The following is a 23,816-nucleotide window of genomic DNA, read 5'->3' as shown; positions in this document are numbered from 1 at the left end:
ATGCACAACGCAACCAATGCAACTCCCGGCCTCTGCTCGCTTTCACGAAACTGGTGGGCCTTTGTTCTGCGCGGCGTGCTGGCGCTTGTCATTGCCGTGCTGGCTTGGTTCATGCCCGCTGAGGCGGTGCTGGCTTTCACGCTGGTCTTCGGGGCTTTCGCCTTTGCCGATGGCGTCTTCGGCCTGATCGCCGCCGTGCGCCAGATGCGCGAGGGCGAACGCTGGGGCTGGCTGGCCTTTAGCGGCATCTTGGGCATTCTGACCGGCCTCGTGGTGTTGATCACGCCTTTCGTGGCGACCTTCGTTCTGGCCGTGTTCCTCTGGGTCAGCATCGCGGTCTGGTCGATTTTCTCGGGCGCCTTCGAGATCGTCACCGCGATCCGCCTGCGCAAGGAGATCGAGGGAGAGGTCTGGCTCGGGCTGAGCGGCATCGTGTCGGTCCTGCTGGGTGTCCTGATCGTCTGGTTCCTGACGACAAGTCCTGAGGAAACCTTGCTGGCTCTCGGCTGGCTGCTGGCAATCTATGCCGCGATCTTCGGCGTGACGATGATCCTGCTGGGCCTGAAGCTGCGAGAATCCGGTGGCGGCCGGGATGATGCCACGCCAGAAAAGACGGCCTGAAAAACCAAAAAGCAACCTATGGAAAGGAGGTCACAATGTTCAGCATGAGAGGACATAACCGGCCGATATCGCGGCCAACCATCCCCGGCACCAACCTGTCCTCGCCGGATGTGTCGATGGCGATCATCTATCGCCCGTCACGCAGCGCGACGCAGTCGGGACCGCGACCCCGCCACTGGATATTGGAATTCGAACCAGCCGCATCGCCGCAGGTCGAACCACTCATGGGCTGGACCGCCTCGGACGATCCTTATCGCCCGATCCGGCTGAGCTTTCCCGACCGCGAAAGCGCCATCGACTATGCCGAGCGGAATGACTGGGATTACATCGTCCGAGATGACGGCCGGAGCAGGTCGCGCACCGCGCCAGAGCCCATATTCCGCCCCCTCGATCGGCTTGATGGCCCGCAGCCGCGCGTCAACACCGAGACGCGGATGACCCCGGCGAAAAGCGAGGAGTCCGACCCTGTTGACTTGGCGTCTCTGGAATCCTTCCCGGCCTCTGATCCCCCGACCTGGACGGGAACGACATTGGCGGGGCGCTGACATCGCGGTCGTGCGGAAACCGGCCCGCCGCACACCCACACGATAACGGGGGCTGGACAACACAAACTTGCAAAGGAGATCGAAGATGCCCGCACTTGTTTCTCGCCTTGGTCACATTCTGGTGGCTCTTTGCATCATTTCGCTGACATTCGCGGCGCCGGTCGCATCGCAGACGGCCGACCGCCCGCTTTTTCAGAATGCCGAAGGGCTGCCCACACTTGCGCCGCTTCTGGCCGAGGTCACACCGGCTGTCGTCAACATTTCCGTTGAAAGCCGCCAGACGGCCGAGATGAACCCGCTGTTCAACGACCCGTTCTTCCGACGGTTCTTCGATATGCCACCCATGCCGCAACAACCCATGCCGCGCCAGCAGATGAGCGCGGGGTCAGGTGTGATCGTCGATGCGGGCGAAGGATATGTCCTGACCAACCACCATGTGGTGGAAAACGGCGACCGGATCGTGGTCACGCTCAAGGATCGGAGGCAATTTGATGCTGAACTCATCGGCAGTGACCCCGGAACCGATATCGCGCTGTTACAGATCGAAGCCGAGGATATCTCGGCGCTGGAGCTTGGGAACAGCGACAGCCTGCTGGTCGGGGATTATGTGCTGGCAATTGGCAATCCCTTCGGTCTCGAACAGACGGTGACCTCCGGCATCGTCAGCGCATTGGGCCGCAGCGGCCTCAATGTCGACGGCTACGAGGATTTCATCCAGACCGATGCGTCGATCAACCCCGGCAACTCGGGCGGCGCCCTGATCACGCTCGACGGGCGGTTGGTCGGCATCAACACGGCAATCATTGCGCCCTCAGGCGGCAATGTCGGGATCGGATTTGCCGTGCCCGCCAACATGGCCAATGCGGTTATGGATCAGTTGATCGAGTATGGTGAGGTGCGCAGGGGGCAGCTTGGCGTGATGATCCAGGATTTCACACCTGATCTTGCAGACGCATTGGGCATTGAAGCTGGCGTTGGCGCAGTGGTCACGCAGGTCGAGCCCGACAGCGCCGCCGAAGAGGCCGGGTTGCAGCCGGGTGATCTGATTGTCGCCGTCGATGGCCGCCCCGTGGCGGGCTCCGCCGATCTTCGCAGTCAGATCGGATTGAAGCGGATCGACAGCGATGTCGAATTGCGGGTCATTCGCGATGGCGAAGAACTGACGCTGAATGCAACCCTCCGCGAAGGCGGGCTGGTCGCCACCACCACCAATGAACGCGCGTTCGACCGGCTGGCGGGAGCGGAACTGCGCGATCTGCAACCGGGCGACCCGTTCTATGGCAACCTGTCCGGCGTCGTGATCGCGCGCCTCGATCCGGGCAGCCGGGCGGCACGGTCGGGATTGGAAGCGGGTGATATCATCCTCGCCGTCAACCGCGTGCCGGTCGCTTCGGTCGCAGAATTGCGCCAACATCTGGCGGCAGTCGACGGGGCGCTTGCCCTGACCGTGCAGCGTGGCCCGGCCCGCATTTTCCTGGTCATGCGTTGATATGGCGACTTCGTGGATAACTGAGAGGAGGGTTCCATGTCCGAGACTGAAAAGAAAACTCAAGCCGTAGCGGTCACCGATGGCGTCGCCAGCGACGCCACTGACTCCGGAGTGATGCCGAAAGCAGACGAAGAAAGCGCCGAGGCCGAAATCGCGCATCTGACCGACAAGTGGAAGCGCGCGCTTGCCGATGCGGAGAACACCCGCAAGAGGGCTGACATGTCACGCGCGGAAGGACGTGAGCACGGTATCGCTGTGGCCGTCGAAGCCCTCGCGCCTGCTCTGGACGACCTGTCGCTCGGAATCGAGGCTGCACGGACGAGCCCGGATGCGGAAGACCCAAGGATCATTTCGCATCTTGAAGGCCTGCGCAACATCCGCACGGCCTTCGCGACCGGACTGAAGGCTCTCGGGGTCCGAACAATCGCGCCCGAGCACACGTCGTTCGATCCGGCCCTGCACGAAGCGATGCAGACCGAGGAAACCGATCAAGCCAAGCCCGGACAGGTTCTCGTTCTGCATCGCCCCGGCTTTGCCATCGGTCAGCGCCTGATCCGGCCCGCCCGCGTCACCGTAAGCGCCGCCCCGGTCAAGGCGGCAGAGGACTAAGCGATGCTGCGGCTCGGTCTCTATCTCGGTGCGAACCTCGCGATCCTCGCGGTGCTGTCGGTGGCGTTCCGCCTGCTTGGCATCGACAGCCTGTTGCAGGCAAACGGCGTCGATCTGAACCTGACGGCGCTGTTGATCTTCGCCGGCGTGCTGGGCTTTGCCGGATCGCTGATCTCGCTCTTCCTGTCCAAGACGATGGCCAAGGCCGCAATGCGCGTGCAGGTCATCACGACCCCACGCAATGCGGTAGAACGCTGGCTGCTCGATACTGTCCATGCCCAGGCGGATCGCGCCGGGATCGGGCGGCCCGAAGTCGGCATCTTCGATCATCCCTCGCCCAATGCCTTTGCCACGGGCTGGAACAGCGACGACGCGCTGATCGCGGTCAGCACCGGGCTCTTGCACCACATGGACCGGAGCGAGGTCGAGGCGGTGCTGGCCCATGAGGTCAGTCATGCGGCCAATGGTGACATGGTGACGCTCGCGCTGATTCAGGGGGTGGTGAACACCTTTGTCATCTTCTTGTCGCGGATCGCGGGCCTGCTCTTCGACCGGCTGATCCTTCGGATCGAGAGCGGCTACGGCCCCGGCTTCTGGATCGTGTCGCTGATCATGGAGATGGTCCTGGGCGTGCTGGCCATGGCCATCGTCATGTGGTTCTCGCGCTGGCGCGAATACCGGGCCGATGCAGGGGGCGCGGCACTGGCCGGGCGGCACAAGATGATCGCGGCGCTCGAACGTCTACGGCAGACGCAGAACGCGCCGCCGCTTCCAGAGGAAATGCGCGCCTTTGCCATCAGCGCGGGCCGGGTGCAGGCGCTCTTTGCCAGCCACCCGCCGCTGGAAATGCGCATAGCGGCATTGAAAGGCAAAGAAACAAAGGCGCGTTAAGGCAACAAAAACGATCGTTCCTGACATCGACGGGTTTCTTAAGCAGTCATTTGCGCAGCTGCAGCAAAATCACCCTTCGTCTGCCGCGCTGCAGAATGTGCGACCTGGGCCCAGTGACCGCAAAGGGCCGTTTTCGAAGCGCGGGAAAAAAGAACACTTTGCTTCTTTCTCCAGTGGCGCATAGCTACTGTCTAAAAGCAGCAGACAGTACTGTCGATGTGTCCAGCACCGTCACCATCCGGCCTGAACCTCATCGTCGAGAGACATTGTTCTCTTTGATTTCGTGCACCGCAGCGATGCGCAGGCTTTCGGCATGGGAGCTCACATCCGAACTGGTATGCCGCAGAAGTCACTCATTGCGGGTGACAGTGCAAGCGTCGGCCGCTTTTTCGGGACATTGGCTCTAAACGCTAAGGTCCGAGCAGAAATTCTGTCATGGACACCTCAACCGCTCGCGGGCGTTCGCATGCAGTTTCGGGGCGAGGTGGTCGTTTCCCGGGCGGTAATGAATCCGGTTGTGCGCGGATGCCCTAAGTGTCTTCGCGAGGACGCATCTCGTTCACAGTTCGAAACAACTGATGGCATGGTGATGCGGGGGGATTGGCAATTCCGGCATGTGTCGATGTGCATTCAGCACGCTTCGCCCCTCGTACCGCTCTGGACGGCAAAACGTCTTGCGGAACGATACGATTACGCAGCGCAGCTTCGAAGGATTGGGGGCAGCCTTCTCAACGGTGAGCTGGATGCACCGAACGGCACAATCACCTCATACGATAAATGGGTAGACAGTCGGTTGGAAAGCGGCATCGATAAGACGTGGCTGGCGGCGCATTCAATCGATGTTGCCGCGCAGTTCTGTACCTTGCTCGGTTCGGAACTTGTCCGTCGAGGTTTGGCAGAACGTTGTGGGGCAACCTCCATCGAAGCAAGAGCTGTTGGCTTCGACGTTGCAAGACGCGGACCTGAGGCCATTACCGAAACTCTCGAGCTCATGTCGGATCTTGCAACCGGTGCCCACGATGAACTGCGAAAGGCGTTTGGCCATCTTTACAACTGGCTGGCCCATACCGCCGCCGGAGATCCGCGATATGATCCATTCCGCGACCTCATGCGCAAAGTCGTTATGGATGTCTGGCCGCTTCCTGCCGGAACAAGAATGCTTGGCGTAATCCTGCCCGTCCGAAATCGACATTAGGTTCTGACCGCCGCGGCGGAGGCGAGGGTTTCACCTGCCCCCCGAAGCTCCCTCATTCATAACGAGAACTTGCGGGTCTGGTCTTCATATTTCTTGGTTTGGGTTTGGGCAAGCGCGTCGGGCGCGGAGCCCTCAAATTACTCAAGTGCTTGATGCGCTTCTGCGGGTGTTTTGTTGCCGAGCGACGAGTGTGGCCTTACATTGTTGTAGTCGTATCGCCAGAGCGCCAGCTTCCGGCGGGCATCGTCCAGACTGTCGAACATCTCTTCGTTCAGCAGCTCGTCGCAGGCTACCGTTGAAGCTTTCGATGAAGGCGTTCTGCTGCGGCTTGCCCGGGTCGAGGTAGTGCCAATCGACATCGTTCTCCTTCTCCAATTTCAGGATCGCCCGGCTGGTGAACTCGGTGCCGTTGTCAGAGACAATGCTAGCCGGTTTGCCATAGAGCCTGACCAGCGCATCCAGTTCAAGGCCGCGCTCCAGCATCGTATCAGCCAGCAGACGTTTGAGCTTGGCATTTTCATCTTCCATCGCCTTCAGCTTCGCGACGTCCGACACTTCCATGCCGCCGTACCTCGACTTGTACTTGTAGAACCTGCCCTGGCTGAGACCGTGCTTGCGGCACACCTCCGCTGTCGGCACTCCGGCTTCCTGTTCTTTGATCATCCCGATGATCTGGGCTTCCGTGAAACGGCTATTTCGCATTCGTTTGCTCCTTCGAAAGGTTGAGCAAACTCTAAATCGCAAAGAGGGAAGTTTCGGGGGGCAGGTCATGCTCTCTAATGTTTAGTCAGGCGGCAGCCTGTATAATCCCGGTGTGGCGATGGGGCTCCGCCCCAGAAGCTGGCAACGATACTATGGTAGATTCGTCCGTATTAACGACACTGAACCACAAACCACCACACTCACATAAAAAAGGGATCGCATGTCGCGAGCCCTTTCACCTTTTATGTAGTCGCAATCAATCGTTCGACCAGCCCGACACGGCTTTGACCTCAAGGAAATCCTCGATCCCCAGGATGCCGCCTTCGCGGCCGTTGCCGGACTGTTTATAGCCCCCGAAGGGCGAGCCCGCGGCGCGCGATGTGCCGTTCATTTCGACCATGCCGGACCGCAGGTGGCGTGCTACGCGGTTTGCGCGCTGGCCGTCCTGTGTCTGGACATAGTTGGTCAGGCCATAGACGGTGTCGTTGGCAATCTCGACGGCCTCTTCTTCCGTGTCGAAGGGGATTATCGCCATCACGGGGCCGAAGATTTCTTCGCGGGCGATGGTCATGTCGTTGGACACATCGGCAAAGATTGTCGGCTTGACGAAGTATCCCTTGTTCAAGCCCTCGGGTCGCCCGGTGCCGCCGGCGATCAGGCGCGCGCCTTCGTCAATACCGACCTGGATCAGGTCCTGGATCTTGTTCCATTGGGCTTCGCTGACCACCGGGCCGATGTGACGGCCCTCTTGATTTGCGGGGCCGACCTGCACTTTCTCGGCAGCCTCGCGCGCGGTCTCGATGGCTTGGTCATAGACGCTGCGCTGCACCAGCATCCGGGACGGCGCGTTGCAACTTTGACCGGTGTTTTGCATCATGTGCATCACGCCCCGCTTCACGGCTTTCTCGTCAGCGTCGTCAAAGATGATGTTGGCGCCCTTGCCGCCCAGCTCCAGAGACACGCGTTTGAGCGTATCGGCAGCGGCCTTCGAAATGGCAATGCCTGCGCGGGTCGATCCGGTGAAGCTGACCATATCGACATCGGGGTGGGTGGACAATTGCGTGCCGACGCCCATACCGTCGCCGTTCACCATGTTATAGACCCCGTCGGGGAAGCCCACTTCGTCGACGATTTCGCTCCAGACAATCGAGGAAAGTGGCGCGATTTCAGACGGTTTCAACACCATGGTGCAGCCTGCGGCCATGGCGGCCACGACCTTCAGCGACACCTGGTTCATCGGCCAGTTCCACGGCGTGATCAACGCGCAGACACCGATGGGTTCATAAAGCAGACGATCATTGGGTGCGTGCGCCCCCAGCATCTTGTCGAACTCGAAATCCTTGAAGGCGGTGATGAAGTTCTGGATGTGCCAGGTTCCGGATCCGACCTGTGCGGTGCGCGCCAGGTCAATCGGCGCACCCATTTCCATACTCATCGCCTCGGCCAGATCGCCCGAGCGTTTCTGATAAACCTGCAGCAGCTTTTCGATCAGCGCTAGCCGGTCTTCCTTTTTTGAGAAACCCCAGTCCGCAAACGCCGCCTTGGCCGCAGCGACAGCGGCATCCGTATCTGCCTGGTCGCCAAGCGATATGACCGCGCAGACCTCTTCGGTCGAAGGGTCGATGACATTCAGGTCGTTGGGTGTCGAAGGGGCCACCCATTTCCCGTTGATATAGAAATCGCGTTTCTCGATCATTCCAGTCTCCTTGGTCGGATTTGCGTGCACTCTGGCACCGGGAATTGGCCGACGCAACCCATCGAAACAAAATTTGATCAAATTTTTCGGATGCGACGATTTGGCTGCATTCGGGGTCGCTCGGGGTCTTTAAAAATGGCAAACAGATCGTAACTCTTAGTCAACCGATCTTTATCACAGGAGAGACCAGATGGGACTTCGCATTAACGACACCGTACCGAATTTCACTGCCGAAACAGATCAGGGGGAAATCACCTTCCACGACTGGATCGGGGATGATTGGGCGATCCTGTTCTCGCACCCGAAGGACTACACCCCGGTTTGCACGACCGAGTTCGGTGCTGTCGCCCAGCTTGCCGACGAATGGAAAAAGCGCGGCACCAAGGTGATTGGCCTGTCTGTGGACAGCGCCGCCGAGCATGTCAGCTGGAAAAAGGATATCGAGGGCTATTCCGGCGCGACCCCCAATTTCCCGATCATCGCGGACGAGGATCTGGCCGTGTCCAAGATGTTCGACATGCTGCCTGCCGATGCCTATTTGCCCGATGGGCGCACGGCGGCAGATTCCGCATCGGTCCGGTCGGTATTCATCATCTCGCCGGACAAGAAAGTGCAGTTGATCATGACCTACCCAATGTCGGTTGGTCGAAACTTCGCCGAAGTGCTGCGCGCGCTGGACGGCTTGCAGGCCACCTACAACACCCCCATCGCCACGCCTGCCAACTGGGTCAAAGGGCAGGACGTGATCGTTGCGCTGACGCTGAATGACGACGAGGCGAAGGCCAAGTTTGGTGACGTGGACATCAAGCTGCCCTATCTGCGGACCACGGCAGACCCGAGCTAAGGCGCCAACAGAACCTGAAATCGCGCGAGGGCCACCTTCGCGCGATTTTCCATATCTGCTGTCGACGGTGCCTTGACCAAGCCAATGGCGCGTCGGATCTGCATATCCCCCACCAATAGGTCAACGAACAGCGATACGGCCTCTTCGGTGCTGTCAAAGGACAACACGCCGTCGGCTCTTGCCCGCTCAAGAGTTGCTCCGATCAGCGGGGCGATGGATTCGCGCCCGGATTGCAAGATCGCCTGCCCAAGAACACCTGAACTGTCTGCCGCAGCAGCGCGGTTCAGGGCGATGGCCTTGCTACCCAAAAGCACGTCGAGCAAGGCAGGGGCCAGCCGCTCCAGTATTTCGACCGGCTTCGTCTTGGCGCTCAGATGCCTTTCGATCATGGCTTTCACATCAGCGGCGTTGCGCGCAACCAGGGCGCTGAACAGCCCTGTCTTGTCGCCGTACCAACGATATAGCGTCTCGTTCGACGCTTTCGCCTGCTTGGCGATGGCCAGCATGGATGCCCCGGCAAACCCCTTGTTTTCCAGGACCTGATAGGCCGCCAATTCGATCTGTCTTTGCCGCTCGGCCCGCGTGTCGTCTTTCATGGACTCTCGCCTTTTTGTATTGACAAAAGCGTACACATCATTACGGATATATGCAAGCGTACACACAATTACGGATAAGGAGCTTCCCGATGCTTGGTCGACCGACTGAAACCGCTGTCGCCGGACTGGTGATGCTGATAATCCTGCAAGCCGTTATGCTTGCCTCGTTGTTCGCGGGCGTTGCGCCACATCCGCCGACAAAGATCCCGCTGGGTGGTATCGGGCCGATACTTGGTGCCAGTTTCGCAGTTGCCGCCGCGGCGATCCTTCTCGGCCCCGTGACGTCAGGCGCGGGGCGGGTGTTTGCCCTGCTTGCAGTCGTGATCGCGCTGCTATCCTTCGGTCCGCAGAAATATCTGGATACGCAGTTCCCGCTGATCTGGCCCGCCGTTCTGCTGGGGCAGGTATCCGCAATTATGGTGCTGGTCAGTATCTTTATTCGACCAACACAAAAGCCCATGGGATAAACAAGAAACCCGGCCAGACAGCCGGGATTCATGCATTCTGCAAAATCGGCTCTTACTCAGGCAGACCCGCGGCTTTCACCGCCTGACTCAGCACCTCGCGGTCTCCGATATGGTTGGCCAGGATCAGGATCAGCCGTGCGTTCAGGGCATCGCTGTCATCCTTAGACAGACCTTCATGCGCGGTCAGCAGCTCGGCATAGAAATCGTCGGCACGGTTGATGTTGGGCGTCAGGATAAGATCAGTCATGTCGGTCACTCCTTGCCGGTTGCACGGCGGATTGCGGCGCGGAACAGGTTTTCATCAAAGCTGGGGCGACGGGCCGCAACGTGCTGGTCGGGCCGGATCAGATAGACCGCGCTGGGCGCGTGACCCAAATAGCGTTCTTTCAGCGCGCCGGTCTTGTCGTCTTTTACGGACAGTGCCAGTCGCTCAACCCTGATGCCGTCCTCTTCGACAACATCGGGCGCATCGGCGTCGATGGTCAGCAGAATGAACTTATTGCCCAGTTTGGGCAGCAGGAATTCGTCCCCCAAGGGCACGTCCGGGCAGGGCGATCCGGGGCGCGTCTTGATCGGCCCATCCAGCGCGTCGGCGGAATTGAGCGGTGAACCGTCATAGGTGCAGGGCACCGACAAACGACCCGAGTTCACCAGCGGGCGGGCGAATTCATAATGCTCGGCCAGATCAAGAACCGCATCGCGCAGCAGGCGGCTCATCTCGGATTTCGGGGTAATGAAATCCGTCGAGCGGGTCGAGTTCAGGATGTTTTCATCCGCCCCGTGGATGCGTTCAATATCATAGCTGTCCAACAGGGTTTCATCAGCCTTGCCGTCAATCACCAGCTTCAGCTTCCAACCCAGATTGTCTGTATCCTGCAGACCCGAGTTCGCGCCGCGCGCGCCGAAGGGCGACACCTGATGCGCGGCGTCCCCGGCAAACAGCATCCGGCCGTGGCGGAATTTTTCCATCCGGCGGCATTGGAAGGTGTAGATCGAGACCCATTCAAGCTCGAACTCCACATCGTCGCCCAGCATGGCTTTCAGACGCGGTATCACGTTTTCAGGCTTCTTTTCCTCTTCCTTGTCGATGTCCCAGCCCAGTTGCAGGTCGATGCGCCAGACGCCATCGGGTTGCTTGTGCAACAGGGCCGACTGGCCGCGGTTGAAGGGCGGGTCGAACCAGAACCAGCGTTCCGAGGGGAAGTCGGCCTCCATGATCACGTCGGCAATCAGGAAATTGTCCTCAAACACACGCCCGACGAAATCCAGCCCCAGCATCTGACGGGTGGGCGACCCGGCACCGTCACAGGCGATCAGCCAGTCCGCTTCGATGTTGTAAGACCCCTCGGGCGTGTCGATTTCCAGCGTCGCGTGGTCGGGGTGGGTGCCGATGGCCGTGACCTTGTTGCCACCGCGAATTTCGATCGGTGCGCCTTCGGATTCCAACTCGCGCACGCGGTTCACAAGGTATTCTTCGAAATAGTATTGCTGCAGGTTGATGAAGGCCGGGCGTTGGTGGCCCTTTTCGGGCAGAAGCTCGAATTTGTAGACCTCGCGATCATCGAAAAAGACCTTGCCCACATCCCATTCGACACCTTTATCAACCATCGCCTGACCACAGCCCAGCCGGTCGAGGATTTCCAGCGGGCGCTTGGCAAAACAGATCGCACGAGAACCGAAGCTGACCTTGTCGTTGTCATCCACGATCACTACCTTCACACCTTGCTGCGCCAGGTCGATCCCCATGCCAAGCCCGATAGGACCGGCACCGATGATCACGACCGGGTGGCGCACCGGGGCAGCGGCATCCTGATCGGGGCTGCGTTCATAGGGGTAAAGCGGGACTTCGAAAATCTTGTTCATGCGGTTCTCCTCCGGCTGGCGATGGTCGCCGATACGCATTCTAGCGAAATTCGTTGCGAAAGCTACGAAGCTGATGGGGATGCGCTGATATGCGTCACCGCATCCCGTTGTTTGTCAGCCTTGCAACGCCTCCCACATCTCAAGATCGCGCTGGGCGGTCCAGATGCGGGGCGTGTCGATGCCACGGGCCTCGTCATAGGCGCGGGCGACGTTGAACGGCAGGCAGTGTTCATAGATCGCGTAATCGGCGAATTTGGGGTCGCATTCGGCGCGGCAGGCGACCCACGCTTCTTTGAGCGATCCGCCACGGGCGGCGACCTTGGCCACTGGGCGATAGGTGCTTTCCACGAAATCGCGGGTGTTTTCAATGGCGGCGTTCACCATGTCTTTACCAACAAGCGCGTCACCACGCCCCGGTGCAATCGCATCCACATCAAAGGCGGCGATGTTGTCCAGCGTATCCCCCCAGTCGCTGAAATGCCCATCGCCACAATAACAGGCCGAGTGGTATTCGACGATGTCGCCGGTGAACATCACGTTCTGATCCGGCACGTGGATCACGATGTCACCCGCCGTGTGGGCGCGGCCCAGATGCATCAGGTCGATGCGCCGGTTGCCCAGATAAACGGTCATGTCATCGGAAAAAGTGGTGGTCGGATAGGTCAGCCCGGGGATGCTTTCATGCCCCTCAAACAATCGCGGGAACCGCTGAAACTCACTGTCCCAGTCCTCCTGCCCGCGTTCGACCACCATCGCACGCGCGGTGTCGCCCATGATGATCTGATCCGCGCCATAGGCCGAGGCCCCCAGCACGCGCACCGCGTGGTAATGGGTCAGCACCACGTGGCTGATCGGCTTGTCAGTCACCGAACGCACGCATTCGATCACCTTTTTTGCCAGTCGTGGGGTCGCCTGTGCTTCGACGATCATCACGCTGTCATCGCCGATGATGACGCCCGAGTTCGGGTCGCCTTCGGCGGTGAATGCGTAAAGCCCGTCGCCCACCTCGGTAAAGCTGATCTTCTTTTCGGTCATGTCGCCTTGCGACGCGAATGCTTTTGCCATGGGTTTCGTCCTTGATCTGTATTCGGTTTAACGGGGCCAGTTGACGGCGGGCAGAATTTTTCCGACGCAATCACCAAAGCCGATCTGGAAGCCATCGCCCTTGGCCGCCCCGCGCAGGGTCAGGGTGTCGCCATCTTCAATGAAGGTGCGGGTTTCGCCGGTGTCCAGCGTGAAGGGCTCGCGGCCGGCCCAGCTCATCTCCATCAGCGAGCCATATTCGGTCTTGGTCGGGCCTGAAATGGTGCCAGAGCCAAGCAGGTCGCCCACATTCATGCCACAACCGCCTACCGCGTGGTGGCAAAGCTGTTCAGCGGCCGAGTAATACATGCGGGTGTAGTTGGTTTCGCCGATGACGCTGGCCTTGTCGGCCCCTTCGGGTTGCATCAGCACCTGAAGGTCGATGTCATAAAGGCCGTCCTTGGTGCCATCCAGATAAGGCAGCAGTTCCTTTTCACGCTCGGGCGTGGGCGCGCGGAACTCTTCCAGTGCGGCGGCGGTCACGATCCATGGGGAAATCGAGGTGCCAAACGCCTTGCCCTGGAACGGGCCAAGCGGCTGGTATTCCCAGCCCTGTATGTCACGCGCGGACCAGTCATTCAGCAGCACATAACCGAAGATCATGTCGTCGGCCTCGTCCACGGTGATCGGTTGGCCGAACTCCGACGCTTTGCCAACAATGGCCCCCATCTCAAGCTCGATATCCAGCCGCATCGAGGGGCCAAAGCTGGGCATCTCGGCGTCCGGCGCTTTGCGCTGACCGTTCGGGCGGTGGATCGGCGTGCCCGAGACAACGACCGAGGACGCGCGGCCGTTATAGCCGATCGGAATGTGCAGCCAGTTTGCCGGCAGATCAGGCGAGCCGCGCAGGATCGCGCCCATATTGGCGGCGTGCTGTCGGCCGGCGTAGAAGTCTGTGTATTCCGCAACGAGGAACGGCATGTGCAGGTCAGCGTCGGCTTGTGCGACCAGCAGGGGTTCAACGGCGTCGCGTTCAGTTGATCCTTCCGCCAAAAGCTGCTCCAGACGCGACCGCAGGGCGGCCCATGCCTCCGACCCCAATTCCATCAACTCGTTCCAGAATGGCACATCGAAAACGGGATCGTCCGCGATCTCGATCAAACCGGCCTCTTCGGCAGCCTGCACATCAAGGATCATGTCCCCGATGGCGACGCCACAGCGGGGCTCGCGGACTGCGGTCGAGAACACGCCGTAGGGCAGGTTGTTCAGGGGAAAGGGGGTATCGGCAGAGTTCGCGCTGTCCACCCATGACTTTTTCAGTGTGCTCATGTGATCCTCACTCGGCGTCCGGCTGTGCCTCGGGTCGCGCATCGGCGAAGGCAGGCAGAGCCAGACAGGTTTCTTCAATCTTGGTCAGGCGCGGATAAGGGGTCAGGTCCAGCCCCCAGCGACGTGCGTTGTAATATTGCGCGACAAGACAGATATCCGCCAGTGACGGTGTGTCACCAAAGGAAAATCGCGTATCCTTGCGCACCATCTGTTCCAGCGCCTCAAAGCCCTTGTCCATCCAGTGGCACATCCATTGGCGCTTGGCCTCGGCATCCGCGCCGAAAGTGTCGGCCAGATGGGACACCACGCGCAGGTTGTTCACCGGGTGAATATCCATCGCAACGACATGGGCGGCGGCCAGAACCTTGGCGCGGGCGACTGGGTCCGACGGTAATAGTGCCGGGTCCGGTTGAACGGCCTCAAGATAATCAATGATCGCCAGCGACTGGGTCAGGACAGTGCCGTCCTCCAGCCCCAGCGAGGGCACAAGATGGGTCGGATTCTTCGCAACATACGCGGGCGTATGTTGTTGCCCGCCATCCTTCACCAGATGCACGGACACGTGGGTGACGCTGATCCCCTTCAGGTTCAATGCAATCCGCACGCGATAGGCCGCCGTCGAACGCCAATATCCGTAAAGCGTCATCATTTCTTACCGGGCGTCCCGTCGAATTTCTTCTCAAGACTATCCCAGCAGTCGATATAGTCGTCCTGCAACGGCGCCTCATTGGCCGCAAACGCGGTCAGGTGCTGCGGGAACCGGGTCTCGAACATGAAGGACATGGTGTTTTCCAGCTTCTCGGGTCCGAGGTTCGAGTTCGACGCACCTTCAAATGCATCACGATCCGGCCCGTGCGGCAGCATCATATTGTGCAGAGACACGCCGCCGGGAACAAAGCCCTGCGGCTTGGCGTCATACTGACCATAGATGTTGCCCATCAGCTCGGACATGATGTTCTTGTGATACCACGGCGGGCGGAAGGTGTTTTCAGCCACCATCCAGCGTTCGCGGAACAGCACAAAGTCGATATTCGCTGTGCCCTGCTGGCCCGAGGGCGCGGTCAGCACGGTGAAAATCGACGGATCCGGGTGATCGAACAGGATCGCGCCGACCGGGCAATAGGTGGTCAGGTCGTATTTGTAAGGTGCGTAGTTGCCGTGCCATGCCACCACGTCCAGTGGGGATTGACCGATTTCCGTTTTGTGGAACTGACCGCACCATTTGATGGTGATGGTCGAGGGCACTTCGCGATCCTCAAAGGCAGCCACAGGCGCCTTGAAGTCACGCGGGTTGGCCATGCAGTTGGCACCAATCGGACCACGGCCGGGCATTTCAAATTTCTGGCCGTAGTTTTCACAGACGAATCCGCGTGCCGGACCCTCCAGCAGCTCGACCCGGTAAACTAGACCACGCGGGATGATGCCGATTTCCTGTGGCTGAAGGTCGATGATGCCCAGTTCGGTATAGAACCGCAGCTTGCCTTCCTGCGGCACGACCAGCAGCTCGCTGTCGGCCGAGAAGAAATAGTCGTCCACCATGGATTCGGTGACCAGATAGATGTGGCTGGCCATACCGACCTGCGTGTTCACATCGCCCGCCGTGGTCATGGTGCGCATACCGGTGATCCAGTTCAGACCCTCGGTCGCGGGCACCGGATCCCAGCGGTACTGGCCCAGGCTGACCACATCCGGGTCGACATTGGGCGCCGATTTCCAATACGGCACGTCGATCTTTGTATACCGCGCCGAATGTTTCACCGACGGGCGAATGCGATAGGTCCAAGTCCGCTCGGGCGGGTTGGCGGTGAAGGCGGTGCCGGAGAGTTGTTCGCCATACAGACCGTATTCGCATTTCTGCGGGCTGTTCATCCCTTGCGGCAGCGCACCGGGAAGGGCCTCGGTCTCGAAGTCATTGGCCCATCCGGGCATGTAATGGGTGTCGGTGCCAACGGCGGACACCGCGCGCGTCATGTCGCGCGACGGGCTGTGCTGGTTCATCTGAAGCCTCGTTTCAATACCCCTTGCGGGGCTAATCCTGTTTGCCCGTCAATCGTATCGTTGCGATTGAAATGAAGTCAAGGGAAAGTGACTATTCACAGGTGAAGTATTAGTTTGCCAACAATTTGAAAGGTTAAGTCCACGTCAACTTCGGCCCGCTATCACTGATCCCGGGTGAAGAATGAGGTGGTGAGATGCGCGCAAACGCAAATGCGCCGGTAATCATCAAAAGGGTAAAGAAGGTCAGCGGTGGTGGACACCACGGCGGCGCATGGAAAGTGGCCTATGCCGATTTCGTGACCGCCATGATGGCTTTCTTTCTTCTGATGTGGCTGTTGAACGCAACAACGGAAAAGCAACGCAAGGGGATCGCGGATTACTTCAATCCGACCATCCCGGTGACCCGTGTGTCGGGCGGGGGGGATGGGTCGTTCGGCGGTGACAGCGTTTTTGTCGAGGAAACCCTGTCGCAAACCGGGAACGGCGGCATTCCGCGTGACCCAACTCTGGACCAGGGTGGCTTGGCGGATGACGCGGCCACTGAAAACGCGCGCCTGGAGGAGCTGGAGCAGATGCTGTTCGCCCGTGGCGGCGAAAGCATGGCCAGCGATGATATCGCCCGGCACATCGTGACCCGTGTCACTGACGAAGGCCTGTTGGTCGAACTGTTCGACCTTGATGGCGCGCCGTTATTTGAACCAGGCACGACGGTGCCGACGGCGGTTCTGATTGATCTGGTCGCAATGATCGCCCGCGTCTTCGACCTGGTCGAAAACGGGGTGGCGATCGAAGGTCACGTGGCCACGCAACCCGTCGTGGTGATCGAAAACACCGCCTGGGCCTTGTCGATCGGTCGCGCGACCCAGATGCGCAAGATGTTTGAAGAAAGCCCCTTGGGGGCTGATCGCATCACCCGCGTGACCGGCCATGCCGACCGCGAGCCGGTGGTCGCCAATGCCATGGCGATCCGAAACAACCGGATCGAGCTGATTCTGTTGCGCTCGGGTCGTTGACGGCTTGGTTCGACGCCTGATTTGCCTGCAATTTTAACCGTTAGGCGCCTGTTAAGGTCGGGCCCGTAAGGATGAAAGCCGACATAGAGGTAGATGCAGCAGAAAGGCGCACCATGACGATTTCCTCCTCACTCAGTGCCGGCGTCGCCGGATTGAATGCTCATGCAACCAAACTGGCCACGATCTCGGACAACATCGCAAACTCTTCGACGTTTGGCTACAAACGTGCCACGGCGGATTTCCAGAACCTTGTGATCGGGGGGCTGGCCGGGGCGGGTACCTATTCCGCAGGTGGCGTGCGCACGACAACGCAACGCCTGATCGACGAACACGGCCCGCTGATTTCCACATCCAACCCAATGGACATCGCGATCGGTGGGCGCGGCATGTTGCCCGTCACGCAAGAGGTGTATCGCGACGCAAATCCCGGCGAACGCCCGATGATGATGACCACGACCGGATCGTTCCGCACCGACTCCGAAGGTGTGCTGAAAACCGAAACCGGTCTGGTTTTGCTGGGCTGGCCGGCCGATGCGGATGGAAACGTGGCGACGTTCCCGCGCGATACGGGCGTAGGGCTTGAACCGGTGGTCATCAACGCCAACCAGACCGCAGGCGACCCGACAACCACGATGAAACTTGGTGTCAATCTGCCCGCGGTCGAAACCGAGGCGGGATCAGCGGGAACCGCACGCCCGCTGTCGGTGGAATATTTCGGCAACCTCGGTACATCCGAGACACTGGATTTCTCGTTCACGCCGATTGTGCCAGCGACAGGATCGTCGAACCAGTGGACCATGGTCATCACCGACAGCGCGTCGGGTGGTGCCACGGTGGGGGAATACACTCTGACCTTCGACGATTCGCGCACGGATGGCGGTTCGCTTGCTTCGGTCACGGTGGATTCCGGCGGCGCTTATGATCCGGTGAATGGCACGCTGGATTTGACCGTCGCAGGTGGCCCGTTGTCACTGACCATCGGCAAGATTGGCGACCCGAACGGACTGACACAGTTGTCGGACAGCTTTGCCCCTGTGGCGATCACCAAGAACGGCTCGCCTGTGGGCAATCTGACGGCCGTTCAGATTGACGAACATGGCTATATACAGGCCACCTATGACACGGGGTTCATCCGCACGATCTATCAGGTGCCTTTGGTGGATGTGCCCAATCCGAACGGGCTGATCTCGATTTCAAACCAGGCCTATCAGGTGTCACCCGAAAGCGGATCGTTCTTCATGTGGGATGCCGGTGACGGTCCGACGGGCGAAGTCGTGGGTTTTGCGCGCGAAGGTTCGACCACGGATGTGGCGGGCGAGTTGACCAGCCTGATTCAGACGCAGCGGGCCTATAGCTCGAACGCGAAGGTCATCCAGACGGTGGATGAGATGCTGCAAGAAACCACCAACATCAAACGCTGATAACAGAGGCTTGATCAGAGACTGACCGATGAGCATTTCCGGCGCCTTCTCGAACGCCCTGTCAGGGCTGACCGCTACATCGCGCGCGGCCGAGCTAGTCTCGTCCAACGTTGCGAATGCGATGACGGAAGGCTACGGCACGCGCTCTTTGGCGCTGTCAACCCAAACCCCCGGAAGCGGCGGAGTGCGGATCGGTGGCGTGCTGCGGCAAGTGGACGAAGCTCTGATCGGGGACCGGCGATTGGCCGATGCCGCAACCGGGTATCACGGCGCGCAGAATACGTTTCTGCAGGGGGTGGAGCAGGCGATCGGTACGCCCGATCAGCCCGCGTCTCTGTCCGGCCGTCTGGCGCAGTTCGAGGCAACGCTGATCGAAGCGGCAGCGCGCCCCGACAGTCAGACCCGCCAGTCCGCCGTCCTGAACGCAGCCCAGGGTCTGATCACGCATTTGAAGGCCACATCAGATCATATTCAATCCGCGCGGTTGGATGCAGATCAGGCAATTGCGGGAATGGTTGCAACGCTGAATGCGGGGCTCGAGGATGTGCGGGCGTTGAACGTCAAGATCCAGGCCGCGCAGGCGCGCGGTGCCGACCCGTCCGGCCTGATGGACCTGCGACAGCAGAAAATCGACGCGCTGTCGCCAATTGTGCCGCTGAAACAGCTGCCGCGCGACAATGGCGCGGTTGCCCTTGTCACCACGGGTGGGGCGATGTTGCTGGATGGCAAACCCGCCACCCTTGGCTTTTCAACCGTCAACATGATTGTGCCCGAGATGACACGCGCCGGTGGTGCGTTGTCGGGTCTGACGCTGAACGGGCAGCCACTTGAAACCGGTGGGGATCGCAGCCCGCTGGCCGGTGGCGCCCTGTCGGGCCAGTTTGCCGTGCGCGATGAACTCGCTGTTGTTGCGCAGGAACGATTGGACGGATTTGCCCGCGATCTTGTCGAACGGTTTCAGGATCCCACTCTTGATGCAACGCGCGCACCGGGCGATCCGGGTCTGTTTACTGATGCCGGTGCAGCCTTTGCACCCGCTGACGAAGTGGCGCTGTCGTCGCGGCTGATGCTGAATGCCGCGGTCGACCCAGCCCAGGGCGGGTCGCTTTGGCGATTGCGCGACGGGCTGGGCGCGGCTGCGCAGGGCAATGTTGGCGATGCCAGTTTGCTGAACGGCCTCATTGACAGGCTTGGTGCGATACGAACCCCGGTGTCAGGCGGGTTTACTTCCACCGCGCATTCCGCAGCCGGCTTGGCGTCCGAGCTTCTGTCAAGCACCAGTTCAGAGCGGCTTCAGACCGAAGCCCGGCTGGGATTTGCCTCGTCCCAACAGCAAACCCTGCGCCAGATGGAGCTTGCGCAAGGGGTCGATACCGATGCCCAGTTGCAAAAACTAATGCAAATTGAACAGGCCTATGCCGCAAACGCGCGTGTAATGTCGACCGCCGATGAAATGATCCAGACACTACTGGCCATCTAGGAGGGCAACATGTCATTCGTAAGCTACGGAGATCTTGCCAGCACGTTTCAGACCCGCCACCTGACGGCACAGATCAAGCAGGATATGGCGCGTCTGGGTCTTGAACTGTCAACCGGTCGCAAAGCAGGACTGGCAACCCAGGTGTCGGGCGATTTCGGCCCGGTGGCCGGTATCGAACACAGTCTGAAGCTGCAATCGGCCTATGACCAAAGCATAGCCGAGGCCACGACCGTGCTTGCCGGCGCGCAAACGGTGCTGGGTGCCGTTCAGAACCAAGCCGAGGCCGTATCGGGCGATCTTATTCTGGCCGTCAGTTCGCGGAATGGCGGATTGTTGCACGCCACCGCAGTTGATGCACGGGAACGGATGGCATCAGTGATCTCGAACCTCAACACCAGTCTCGGTGGGCGGGCGCTGTTTGCGGGGACGGCAAGCGATGGTCCTGCGCTGGCGGGGGCCGACGCAATCTTGTCAGAGGTCATGATCGCGATCGCAGGGGAAACCACCGCAGCCGGCATATCAGACCGGATCGACGACTGGTTCACCACGCCCGGTGACGGGTTTGACACCATGGCCTATCAGGGCGCTGATCAGGATCTGGGACCATTTCGCCTGCGCGATGGAGAAATCGCATCGCAGCCCTTTCGCGCTGACAGCACTGAAATCCGCGATCTTCTGGCCGCGCTTGCCAAATCCGCAGTGCTGGCCGAAGGGGCTCTGGCGGGTGATTTCGACGCGCAACGGGCGCTTGTAAAGCGATCCTCAGGCAATCTTCTGGATGCGATGGACGGGTTGACCGGCGCGCGGGCTTACATCGGCCGGATCGAGGCTCGGATCGAGGCGGCCGCGGCCAGCAACGCCGCCGAGAAAGCCGCGCTGGAACTGTCCTATAATCGCCTGACCGCCGCCGACCCCTATGAAACGGCGACCGCTTTGCAGGCGCTGTATGACCAAATGGAAAGCCTTTACACCGTGACGGCCCGGCTTTCTTCCTTGAATTTTACGGATTACATGCGATGACCCGGTTCCTGATCCTCACTCTCTGGTTCGTTTTTTCGATAACGGCGGCGCAGGCCAATACCGTGCGCATCAAGGACCTGGTGGAATTCGATGGCGTGCGGGGCAATGATCTGGTGGGGTATGGGCTGGTGGTCGGGCTGAATGGCACCGGTGACGGAATCCGAAACGCGCCATTTACCGAAGACATCATGTCCAACATCCTGGAGCGGTTGGGCGTCAACATCACGGGTGAGCAGTTCCGCCCAAAGAATGTGGCTGCTGTTTTCGTGACCGCCGCCCTGCCCCCATTTGCGCGCGCCGGATCGCGTATTGATGTGACGGTTTCGGCCATCGGTGATGCAAAAAGTCTGCTGGGCGGAACCCTGATCATGACACCATTGAACGCGGCAGATGGCGAAATCTATGCCGTGGGACAGGGCACTGTCATCGCAGGCGGGGCGGTCGCGGAAGGAGACGCCGGCAAGGTAACACAAGGTGTACCGACAAGTGGCGTCATTCCCAACGGCGCGCGGGTCGAGCAAGAGATCGACTTTGACTTTACCAAGCTGAAATCCATTCGGCTGGCGCTGCGCACCCCCGATTTCACCACCGCCGAGCGGATCGAGCGCGCGATCAATGCCAGGTTTGACCGGGTGGTATCCCGTATGCTGGACAGCGGCACAGTCGTTGTCGATATCGGCGCAACCCGTGCCATATCGCCCGCCCATGCGATTGGGACCATCGAAAACCTGGGGGTGGAACCCGAACGAAAAGCAAAGGTTGTCGTGGATCAACGGTCTGGCACCATTGTCATGGGGTCAGATGTGCGGATCAGCCGCGTTGCGGTATCGCAGGGCAACTTGACCCTGCGCATACAGGAAACCCCGGTTGTTGTGCAGCCCAATCCATTCTCGAATGGCGAGCCGATACTGGTGCCGCGCACCCAAGCGGGGATCGAGGAAGAACCGGGCATCGGGCTGGCGGAGGTGGATGGCGGCGCGTCCCTGTCAGATGTCATTGCGGGGCTGAATGCGCTGGGCGTTGCGCCTCGTGACCTGATCGACATACTGAAAAGCATCAAGGCTGCTGGGGCACTTCATGCGGATTTTGTTGTCCGCTGAAACCGACAAGGTGCAATGATTAACCGGCCGCGCTGAAATCCGATTGCGGTGACGCCTTTCACAATAACTGCTGTCGTTTTTTCATCGCCTGTTTCTGCTAGCGATGCGGGCATGCCTTCTTGATCTGTCCACGCAGCCCTCGCAAAACACATGCTCACTGCGGTCACTTTTACGGCACGATTATCTGGCCTGCCGGCTGATCAACCGGCATTGAACAGGCTGCTTTATGGACAGGTGTCCTGAATTTTACTTGAAATCCACACATAGACGGGCAAAACTCCACAAATATGTGAGAAAGTGTGGAAATTCTTAGAGTCCTGAGCAGACCACCGATCCGGAGGCCGATGTGGCGGGAGAGACCAAACATTCCTATCGTGAGCTGGAAATGCTGGATGCCATTCGCAGGGTCGGGGGCTTTGCCAAGAACTCGGACCTTGCCAGCACCCTGAACGTATCCGAGGAAACTGTGCGCCGCACCATCAAGGCATTGTCGAAGGCCGGGTCGGTCGCGCGGGTGCATGGTGGCGCCTATCTTGTCGGCACACAAAGCGACCCCAGCTTCTTCAAGCGGATCGAACAACACGCAACGGAAAAACGAGCCGTCGCCAAGGCCCTTCTGCGCGAGGTTCAGGATGGCATGACACTGTTCCTGGACGTAGGCAGCACAACGTCGTTCGTTGCCGAAGAGCTGCGTGCGCGCGGTGCGCTTTCCGTTGTCACCAACTCGGTCCAGGTGGCGCAAACGCTGGTGGGTCACAACAACAACCGCGTCTATCTTCTGGGGGGCGAGATGCATGCCGACGAGCTGGGCGCATTCGGCCATGTGGCGGAACAGCAGGCGCGGCAGTTCTGCTTTGACCTTGCCGTGCTCAGCGCCGATGCGCTGCACCCCAAACATGGGTTTCTGTATTTAAACCGAGCCGAAGCAGAGTTGGCCTCGGTCGTGATCGGAAACACGGATGCTTCGGTTGTTGCGATGACCCATCACAAGTTCGGATCGAAAGCACCGCATCAAGGCTTCCTGCCGCACAGAATTGACCGTCTGATCGTGGACCGTGCGCCGCAGAACAGCCTGGCACAGCAGTTGGAGAGCTGGGGTGTTGCCGTCCGCAACATTTCCGATGAGGTTTTGGAATGCTGACAGGGGTGGACACCACGGTTATCCATGCCAGCAAGATCGCCGCGCGCGCCGCCGAGGCGGCCATGGGTTATTTTCGCAATCTGCTTGACGTTGAACTGAAGGCGGATGAAAGCCCGGTTACCCAAGCCGATCGCGGGGTTGAACTGCGTGTGCGCGACTATCTGAGAACGCATTTTCCCGACGATGGCATACTGGGCGAAGAGTTCGGCCCAACCGACCTGACCGTGGACCACGTTTGGAGCATTGATCCGATTGATGGAACGCGGTCCTTTTTATCGGGCCATCCGCTGTTCGGGTTTCTTCTGGCGCGGCTTTGCAGGGGTATCCCTGATATCGGGCTGATCGGGATGCCTGCGCTGAACGAAACGGTAATCGGCGTGCGGGGTGGTCAGACGACGCTGAATGGCACCCGAATCCATGCCTCGTTGCAAACCGTGTTGGATCAGGCGATCCTGTATATCAACGAAGCAGAGAAGATTTACGCCCGACACCCGCAGGTTTTTGACCAGCTTGTCGCGGCGGGCCAGACGCGACGGTTCGGGTATGACTGCTATCCCCATGCGCTGGTTGCGATGGGACATGCCGATGCGGTGGTGGACGAGGATCTGCAACCTTATGATTACCTGCCCCTGGTGCCGGTGATCGAGGCTGCCGGAGGTGTTATCACCGACTGGAATGGCAATGCCCTGACGATGGAATCGGGCACCTCGGGCATTGTCACGGCGGCGACCCATGCGCTTCACTCTGAGCTGATTCAACTGGTGGGGGTCTGA

General features: G+C 59.9%; 23 protein-coding genes and 1 pseudogene. 15 read left to right on the top strand and 9 right to left on the bottom strand.

Annotation, left to right across the window (positions count from 1 at the left end; genetic code table 11):
• From MUY21_RS09455 to MUY21_RS09430, 6 genes are all read left to right on the top strand, one after another.
• The gene (locus MUY21_RS09455; RefSeq protein WP_248410138.1) at positions 1-621 is read left to right on the top strand and encodes an HdeD family acid-resistance protein; all 621 of its coding nucleotides are present in this window, start codon (positions 1-3) and stop codon (positions 619-621) included.
• Between the two features lie 35 nt (positions 622-656).
• On the top strand, positions 657-1,166 hold the full coding sequence (locus tag MUY21_RS09450) for an NADH dehydrogenase ubiquinone Fe-S protein 4 (RefSeq protein WP_248410137.1): 510 nt from the start codon (positions 657-659) through the stop codon (positions 1,164-1,166).
• A gap of 85 nt (positions 1,167-1,251) precedes the next feature.
• Positions 1,252-2,655 carry a DegQ family serine endoprotease gene (locus MUY21_RS09445; RefSeq protein ID WP_248410136.1) on the top strand — a complete coding sequence of 468 codons (1,404 nt, stop codon included), beginning with the start codon at positions 1,252-1,254 and terminating at the stop codon, positions 2,653-2,655.
• Between the two features lie 36 nt (positions 2,656-2,691).
• Positions 2,692-3,264 (top strand): nucleotide exchange factor GrpE, encoded by a 573-nt coding sequence (locus tag MUY21_RS09440; RefSeq protein WP_248410134.1) that lies wholly within the window; start codon positions 2,692-2,694, stop codon positions 3,262-3,264.
• Positions 3,265-3,267: 3 nt separating this feature from the next.
• On the top strand, positions 3,268-4,155 hold the full coding sequence (htpX, locus tag MUY21_RS09435; RefSeq protein ID WP_248410133.1) for a protease HtpX: 888 nt from the start codon (positions 3,268-3,270) through the stop codon (positions 4,153-4,155).
• A gap of 313 nt (positions 4,156-4,468) precedes the next feature.
• Entirely contained in the window at positions 4,469-5,350 is an 882-nt protein-coding gene (locus MUY21_RS09430) for a TniQ family protein (RefSeq protein ID WP_248410132.1), read from the top strand.
• A gap of 56 nt (positions 5,351-5,406) precedes the next feature.
• Here MUY21_RS09430 and MUY21_RS09425 read toward each other — a convergent pair.
• Positions 5,407-6,052, bottom strand: a pseudogene (locus tag MUY21_RS09425) (integrase core domain-containing protein).
• Positions 6,053-6,308: 256 nt separating this feature from the next.
• Positions 6,309-7,748: an aldehyde dehydrogenase family protein gene (locus tag MUY21_RS09420; RefSeq protein WP_248410131.1), complete on the bottom strand. Its 1,440-nt coding sequence runs from the start codon at positions 7,746-7,748 to the stop codon at positions 6,309-6,311.
• 190 nt (positions 7,749-7,938) lie between these two features.
• Between MUY21_RS09420 and MUY21_RS09415 the strand changes: the two genes are divergently transcribed.
• A complete protein-coding gene (locus MUY21_RS09415; protein ID WP_248410130.1) occupies positions 7,939-8,592 on the top strand; it encodes a peroxiredoxin in 654 nt (217 codons plus the stop codon).
• On the opposite strand, the gene MUY21_RS09410 is transcribed toward MUY21_RS09415, so the two are convergent.
• Complete coding sequence (locus MUY21_RS09410; protein ID WP_248410129.1) at positions 8,589-9,188, bottom strand: TetR/AcrR family transcriptional regulator; 600 nt, start codon at positions 9,186-9,188, stop codon at positions 8,589-8,591. The genes MUY21_RS09415 and MUY21_RS09410 overlap by 4 nt on opposite strands.
• 89 nt (positions 9,189-9,277) lie before the next feature.
• Between MUY21_RS09410 and MUY21_RS09405 the strand changes: the two genes are divergently transcribed.
• A complete protein-coding gene (locus tag MUY21_RS09405) occupies positions 9,278-9,655 on the top strand; it encodes a hypothetical protein (RefSeq protein WP_248410128.1) in 378 nt (125 codons plus the stop codon).
• Positions 9,656-9,707: 52 nt separating this feature from the next.
• On the opposite strand, the gene MUY21_RS09400 is transcribed toward MUY21_RS09405, so the two are convergent.
• The 6 genes from MUY21_RS09400 to hmgA form a co-directional block, all read right to left on the bottom strand.
• Positions 9,708-9,902 carry a DUF2783 domain-containing protein gene (locus tag MUY21_RS09400; RefSeq protein ID WP_248410127.1) on the bottom strand — a complete coding sequence of 65 codons (195 nt, stop codon included), beginning with the start codon at positions 9,900-9,902 and terminating at the stop codon, positions 9,708-9,710.
• 5 nt (positions 9,903-9,907) lie between these two features.
• Positions 9,908-11,518, bottom strand: a complete 1,611-nt coding sequence (locus MUY21_RS09395; protein ID WP_248410126.1) for an FAD-dependent oxidoreductase — start codon at positions 11,516-11,518, stop codon at positions 9,908-9,910.
• A gap of 114 nt (positions 11,519-11,632) precedes the next feature.
• Positions 11,633-12,583 (bottom strand): MBL fold metallo-hydrolase, encoded by a 951-nt coding sequence (locus tag MUY21_RS09390; RefSeq protein ID WP_248410125.1) that lies wholly within the window; start codon positions 12,581-12,583, stop codon positions 11,633-11,635.
• A 27-nt stretch (positions 12,584-12,610) separates the two neighbouring features.
• Positions 12,611-13,870 (bottom strand): fumarylacetoacetase, encoded by a 1,260-nt coding sequence (fahA, locus tag MUY21_RS09385; protein ID WP_248410124.1) that lies wholly within the window; start codon positions 13,868-13,870, stop codon positions 12,611-12,613.
• 7 nt (positions 13,871-13,877) lie between these two features.
• Positions 13,878-14,516 carry a maleylacetoacetate isomerase gene (gene maiA / locus MUY21_RS09380; protein WP_348984588.1) on the bottom strand — a complete coding sequence of 213 codons (639 nt, stop codon included), beginning with the start codon at positions 14,514-14,516 and terminating at the stop codon, positions 13,878-13,880.
• Positions 14,516-15,868, bottom strand: a complete 1,353-nt coding sequence (gene hmgA, locus MUY21_RS09375; protein ID WP_248410122.1) for a homogentisate 1,2-dioxygenase — start codon at positions 15,866-15,868, stop codon at positions 14,516-14,518. Before hmgA ends, maiA begins: the two co-directional genes overlap by 1 nt.
• Before the next feature lie 194 nt (positions 15,869-16,062).
• Between hmgA and MUY21_RS09370 the strand changes: the two genes are divergently transcribed.
• The 7 genes from MUY21_RS09370 to MUY21_RS09340 all read left to right on the top strand — a co-directional run bounded on the left by MUY21_RS09370 (position 16,063) and on the right by MUY21_RS09340 (position 23,816).
• Positions 16,063-16,881: a flagellar motor protein MotB gene (locus MUY21_RS09370; protein ID WP_248410121.1), complete on the top strand. Its 819-nt coding sequence runs from the start codon at positions 16,063-16,065 to the stop codon at positions 16,879-16,881.
• Between the two features lie 113 nt (positions 16,882-16,994).
• Positions 16,995-18,302 carry a flagellar hook-basal body complex protein gene (locus MUY21_RS09365; protein WP_248410120.1) on the top strand — a complete coding sequence of 436 codons (1,308 nt, stop codon included), beginning with the start codon at positions 16,995-16,997 and terminating at the stop codon, positions 18,300-18,302.
• Between the two features lie 28 nt (positions 18,303-18,330).
• A complete protein-coding gene (gene flgK, locus MUY21_RS09360) occupies positions 18,331-19,782 on the top strand; it encodes a flagellar hook-associated protein FlgK (protein WP_248410119.1) in 1,452 nt (483 codons plus the stop codon).
• Between the two features lie 9 nt (positions 19,783-19,791).
• Positions 19,792-20,802 (top strand): flagellin, encoded by a 1,011-nt coding sequence (locus MUY21_RS09355; RefSeq protein ID WP_248410118.1) that lies wholly within the window; start codon positions 19,792-19,794, stop codon positions 20,800-20,802.
• Positions 20,799-21,902: a flagellar basal body P-ring protein FlgI gene (locus MUY21_RS09350; RefSeq protein WP_248410117.1), complete on the top strand. Its 1,104-nt coding sequence runs from the start codon at positions 20,799-20,801 to the stop codon at positions 21,900-21,902. Before MUY21_RS09355 ends, MUY21_RS09350 begins: the two co-directional genes overlap by 4 nt.
• Positions 21,903-22,248: 346 nt before the next feature.
• A complete protein-coding gene (locus MUY21_RS09345) occupies positions 22,249-23,043 on the top strand; it encodes a DeoR/GlpR family DNA-binding transcription regulator (protein ID WP_248410116.1) in 795 nt (264 codons plus the stop codon).
• Entirely contained in the window at positions 23,037-23,816 is a 780-nt protein-coding gene (locus MUY21_RS09340; protein WP_248410115.1) for an inositol monophosphatase family protein, read from the top strand. The genes MUY21_RS09345 and MUY21_RS09340 overlap by 7 nt, the downstream gene beginning before the upstream one ends.

Source organism: Aliiroseovarius sp. S2029 (assembly GCF_023195575.1).
In the GTDB taxonomy this organism is placed as follows: domain Bacteria; phylum Pseudomonadota; class Alphaproteobacteria; order Rhodobacterales; family Rhodobacteraceae; genus Aliiroseovarius; species Aliiroseovarius zhejiangensis.
Note: the sequence above shows the minus strand (reverse complement) of the source record. Positions and strands in the feature narration are given on the sequence as shown.

Coding starts and splice junctions, on each gene's coding strand:
- MUY21_RS09455 (WP_248410138.1), top strand. CDS start 1: ATGCACAACGCAACCAATGCAACTCCCGGCCTCTGCTCGCTTTCACGA.
- MUY21_RS09450 (WP_248410137.1), top strand. CDS start 657: ATGTTCAGCATGAGAGGACATAACCGGCCGATATCGCGGCCAACCATC.
- MUY21_RS09445 (WP_248410136.1), top strand. CDS start 1,252: ATGCCCGCACTTGTTTCTCGCCTTGGTCACATTCTGGTGGCTCTTTGC.
- MUY21_RS09440 (WP_248410134.1), top strand. CDS start 2,692: ATGTCCGAGACTGAAAAGAAAACTCAAGCCGTAGCGGTCACCGATGGC.
- htpX (WP_248410133.1), top strand. CDS start 3,268: ATGCTGCGGCTCGGTCTCTATCTCGGTGCGAACCTCGCGATCCTCGCG.
- MUY21_RS09430 (WP_248410132.1), top strand. CDS start 4,469: ATGGGAGCTCACATCCGAACTGGTATGCCGCAGAAGTCACTCATTGCG.
- MUY21_RS09420 (WP_248410131.1), bottom strand. CDS start 7,748: ATGATCGAGAAACGCGATTTCTATATCAACGGGAAATGGGTGGCCCCT.
- MUY21_RS09415 (WP_248410130.1), top strand. CDS start 7,939: ATGGGACTTCGCATTAACGACACCGTACCGAATTTCACTGCCGAAACA.
- MUY21_RS09410 (WP_248410129.1), bottom strand. CDS start 9,188: ATGAAAGACGACACGCGGGCCGAGCGGCAAAGACAGATCGAATTGGCG.
- MUY21_RS09405 (WP_248410128.1), top strand. CDS start 9,278: ATGCTTGGTCGACCGACTGAAACCGCTGTCGCCGGACTGGTGATGCTG.
- MUY21_RS09400 (WP_248410127.1), bottom strand. CDS start 9,902: ATGACTGATCTTATCCTGACGCCCAACATCAACCGTGCCGACGATTTC.
- MUY21_RS09395 (WP_248410126.1), bottom strand. CDS start 11,518: ATGAACAAGATTTTCGAAGTCCCGCTTTACCCCTATGAACGCAGCCCC.
- MUY21_RS09390 (WP_248410125.1), bottom strand. CDS start 12,583: ATGGCAAAAGCATTCGCGTCGCAAGGCGACATGACCGAAAAGAAGATC.
- fahA (WP_248410124.1), bottom strand. CDS start 13,870: ATGAGCACACTGAAAAAGTCATGGGTGGACAGCGCGAACTCTGCCGAT.
- maiA (WP_348984588.1), bottom strand. CDS start 14,516: ATGACGCTTTACGGATATTGGCGTTCGACGGCGGCCTATCGCGTGCGG.
- hmgA (WP_248410122.1), bottom strand. CDS start 15,868: ATGAACCAGCACAGCCCGTCGCGCGACATGACGCGCGCGGTGTCCGCC.
- MUY21_RS09370 (WP_248410121.1), top strand. CDS start 16,063: ATGCGCGCAAACGCAAATGCGCCGGTAATCATCAAAAGGGTAAAGAAG.
- MUY21_RS09365 (WP_248410120.1), top strand. CDS start 16,995: ATGACGATTTCCTCCTCACTCAGTGCCGGCGTCGCCGGATTGAATGCT.
- flgK (WP_248410119.1), top strand. CDS start 18,331: ATGAGCATTTCCGGCGCCTTCTCGAACGCCCTGTCAGGGCTGACCGCT.
- MUY21_RS09355 (WP_248410118.1), top strand. CDS start 19,792: ATGTCATTCGTAAGCTACGGAGATCTTGCCAGCACGTTTCAGACCCGC.
- MUY21_RS09350 (WP_248410117.1), top strand. CDS start 20,799: ATGACCCGGTTCCTGATCCTCACTCTCTGGTTCGTTTTTTCGATAACG.
- MUY21_RS09340 (WP_248410115.1), top strand. CDS start 23,037: ATGCTGACAGGGGTGGACACCACGGTTATCCATGCCAGCAAGATCGCC.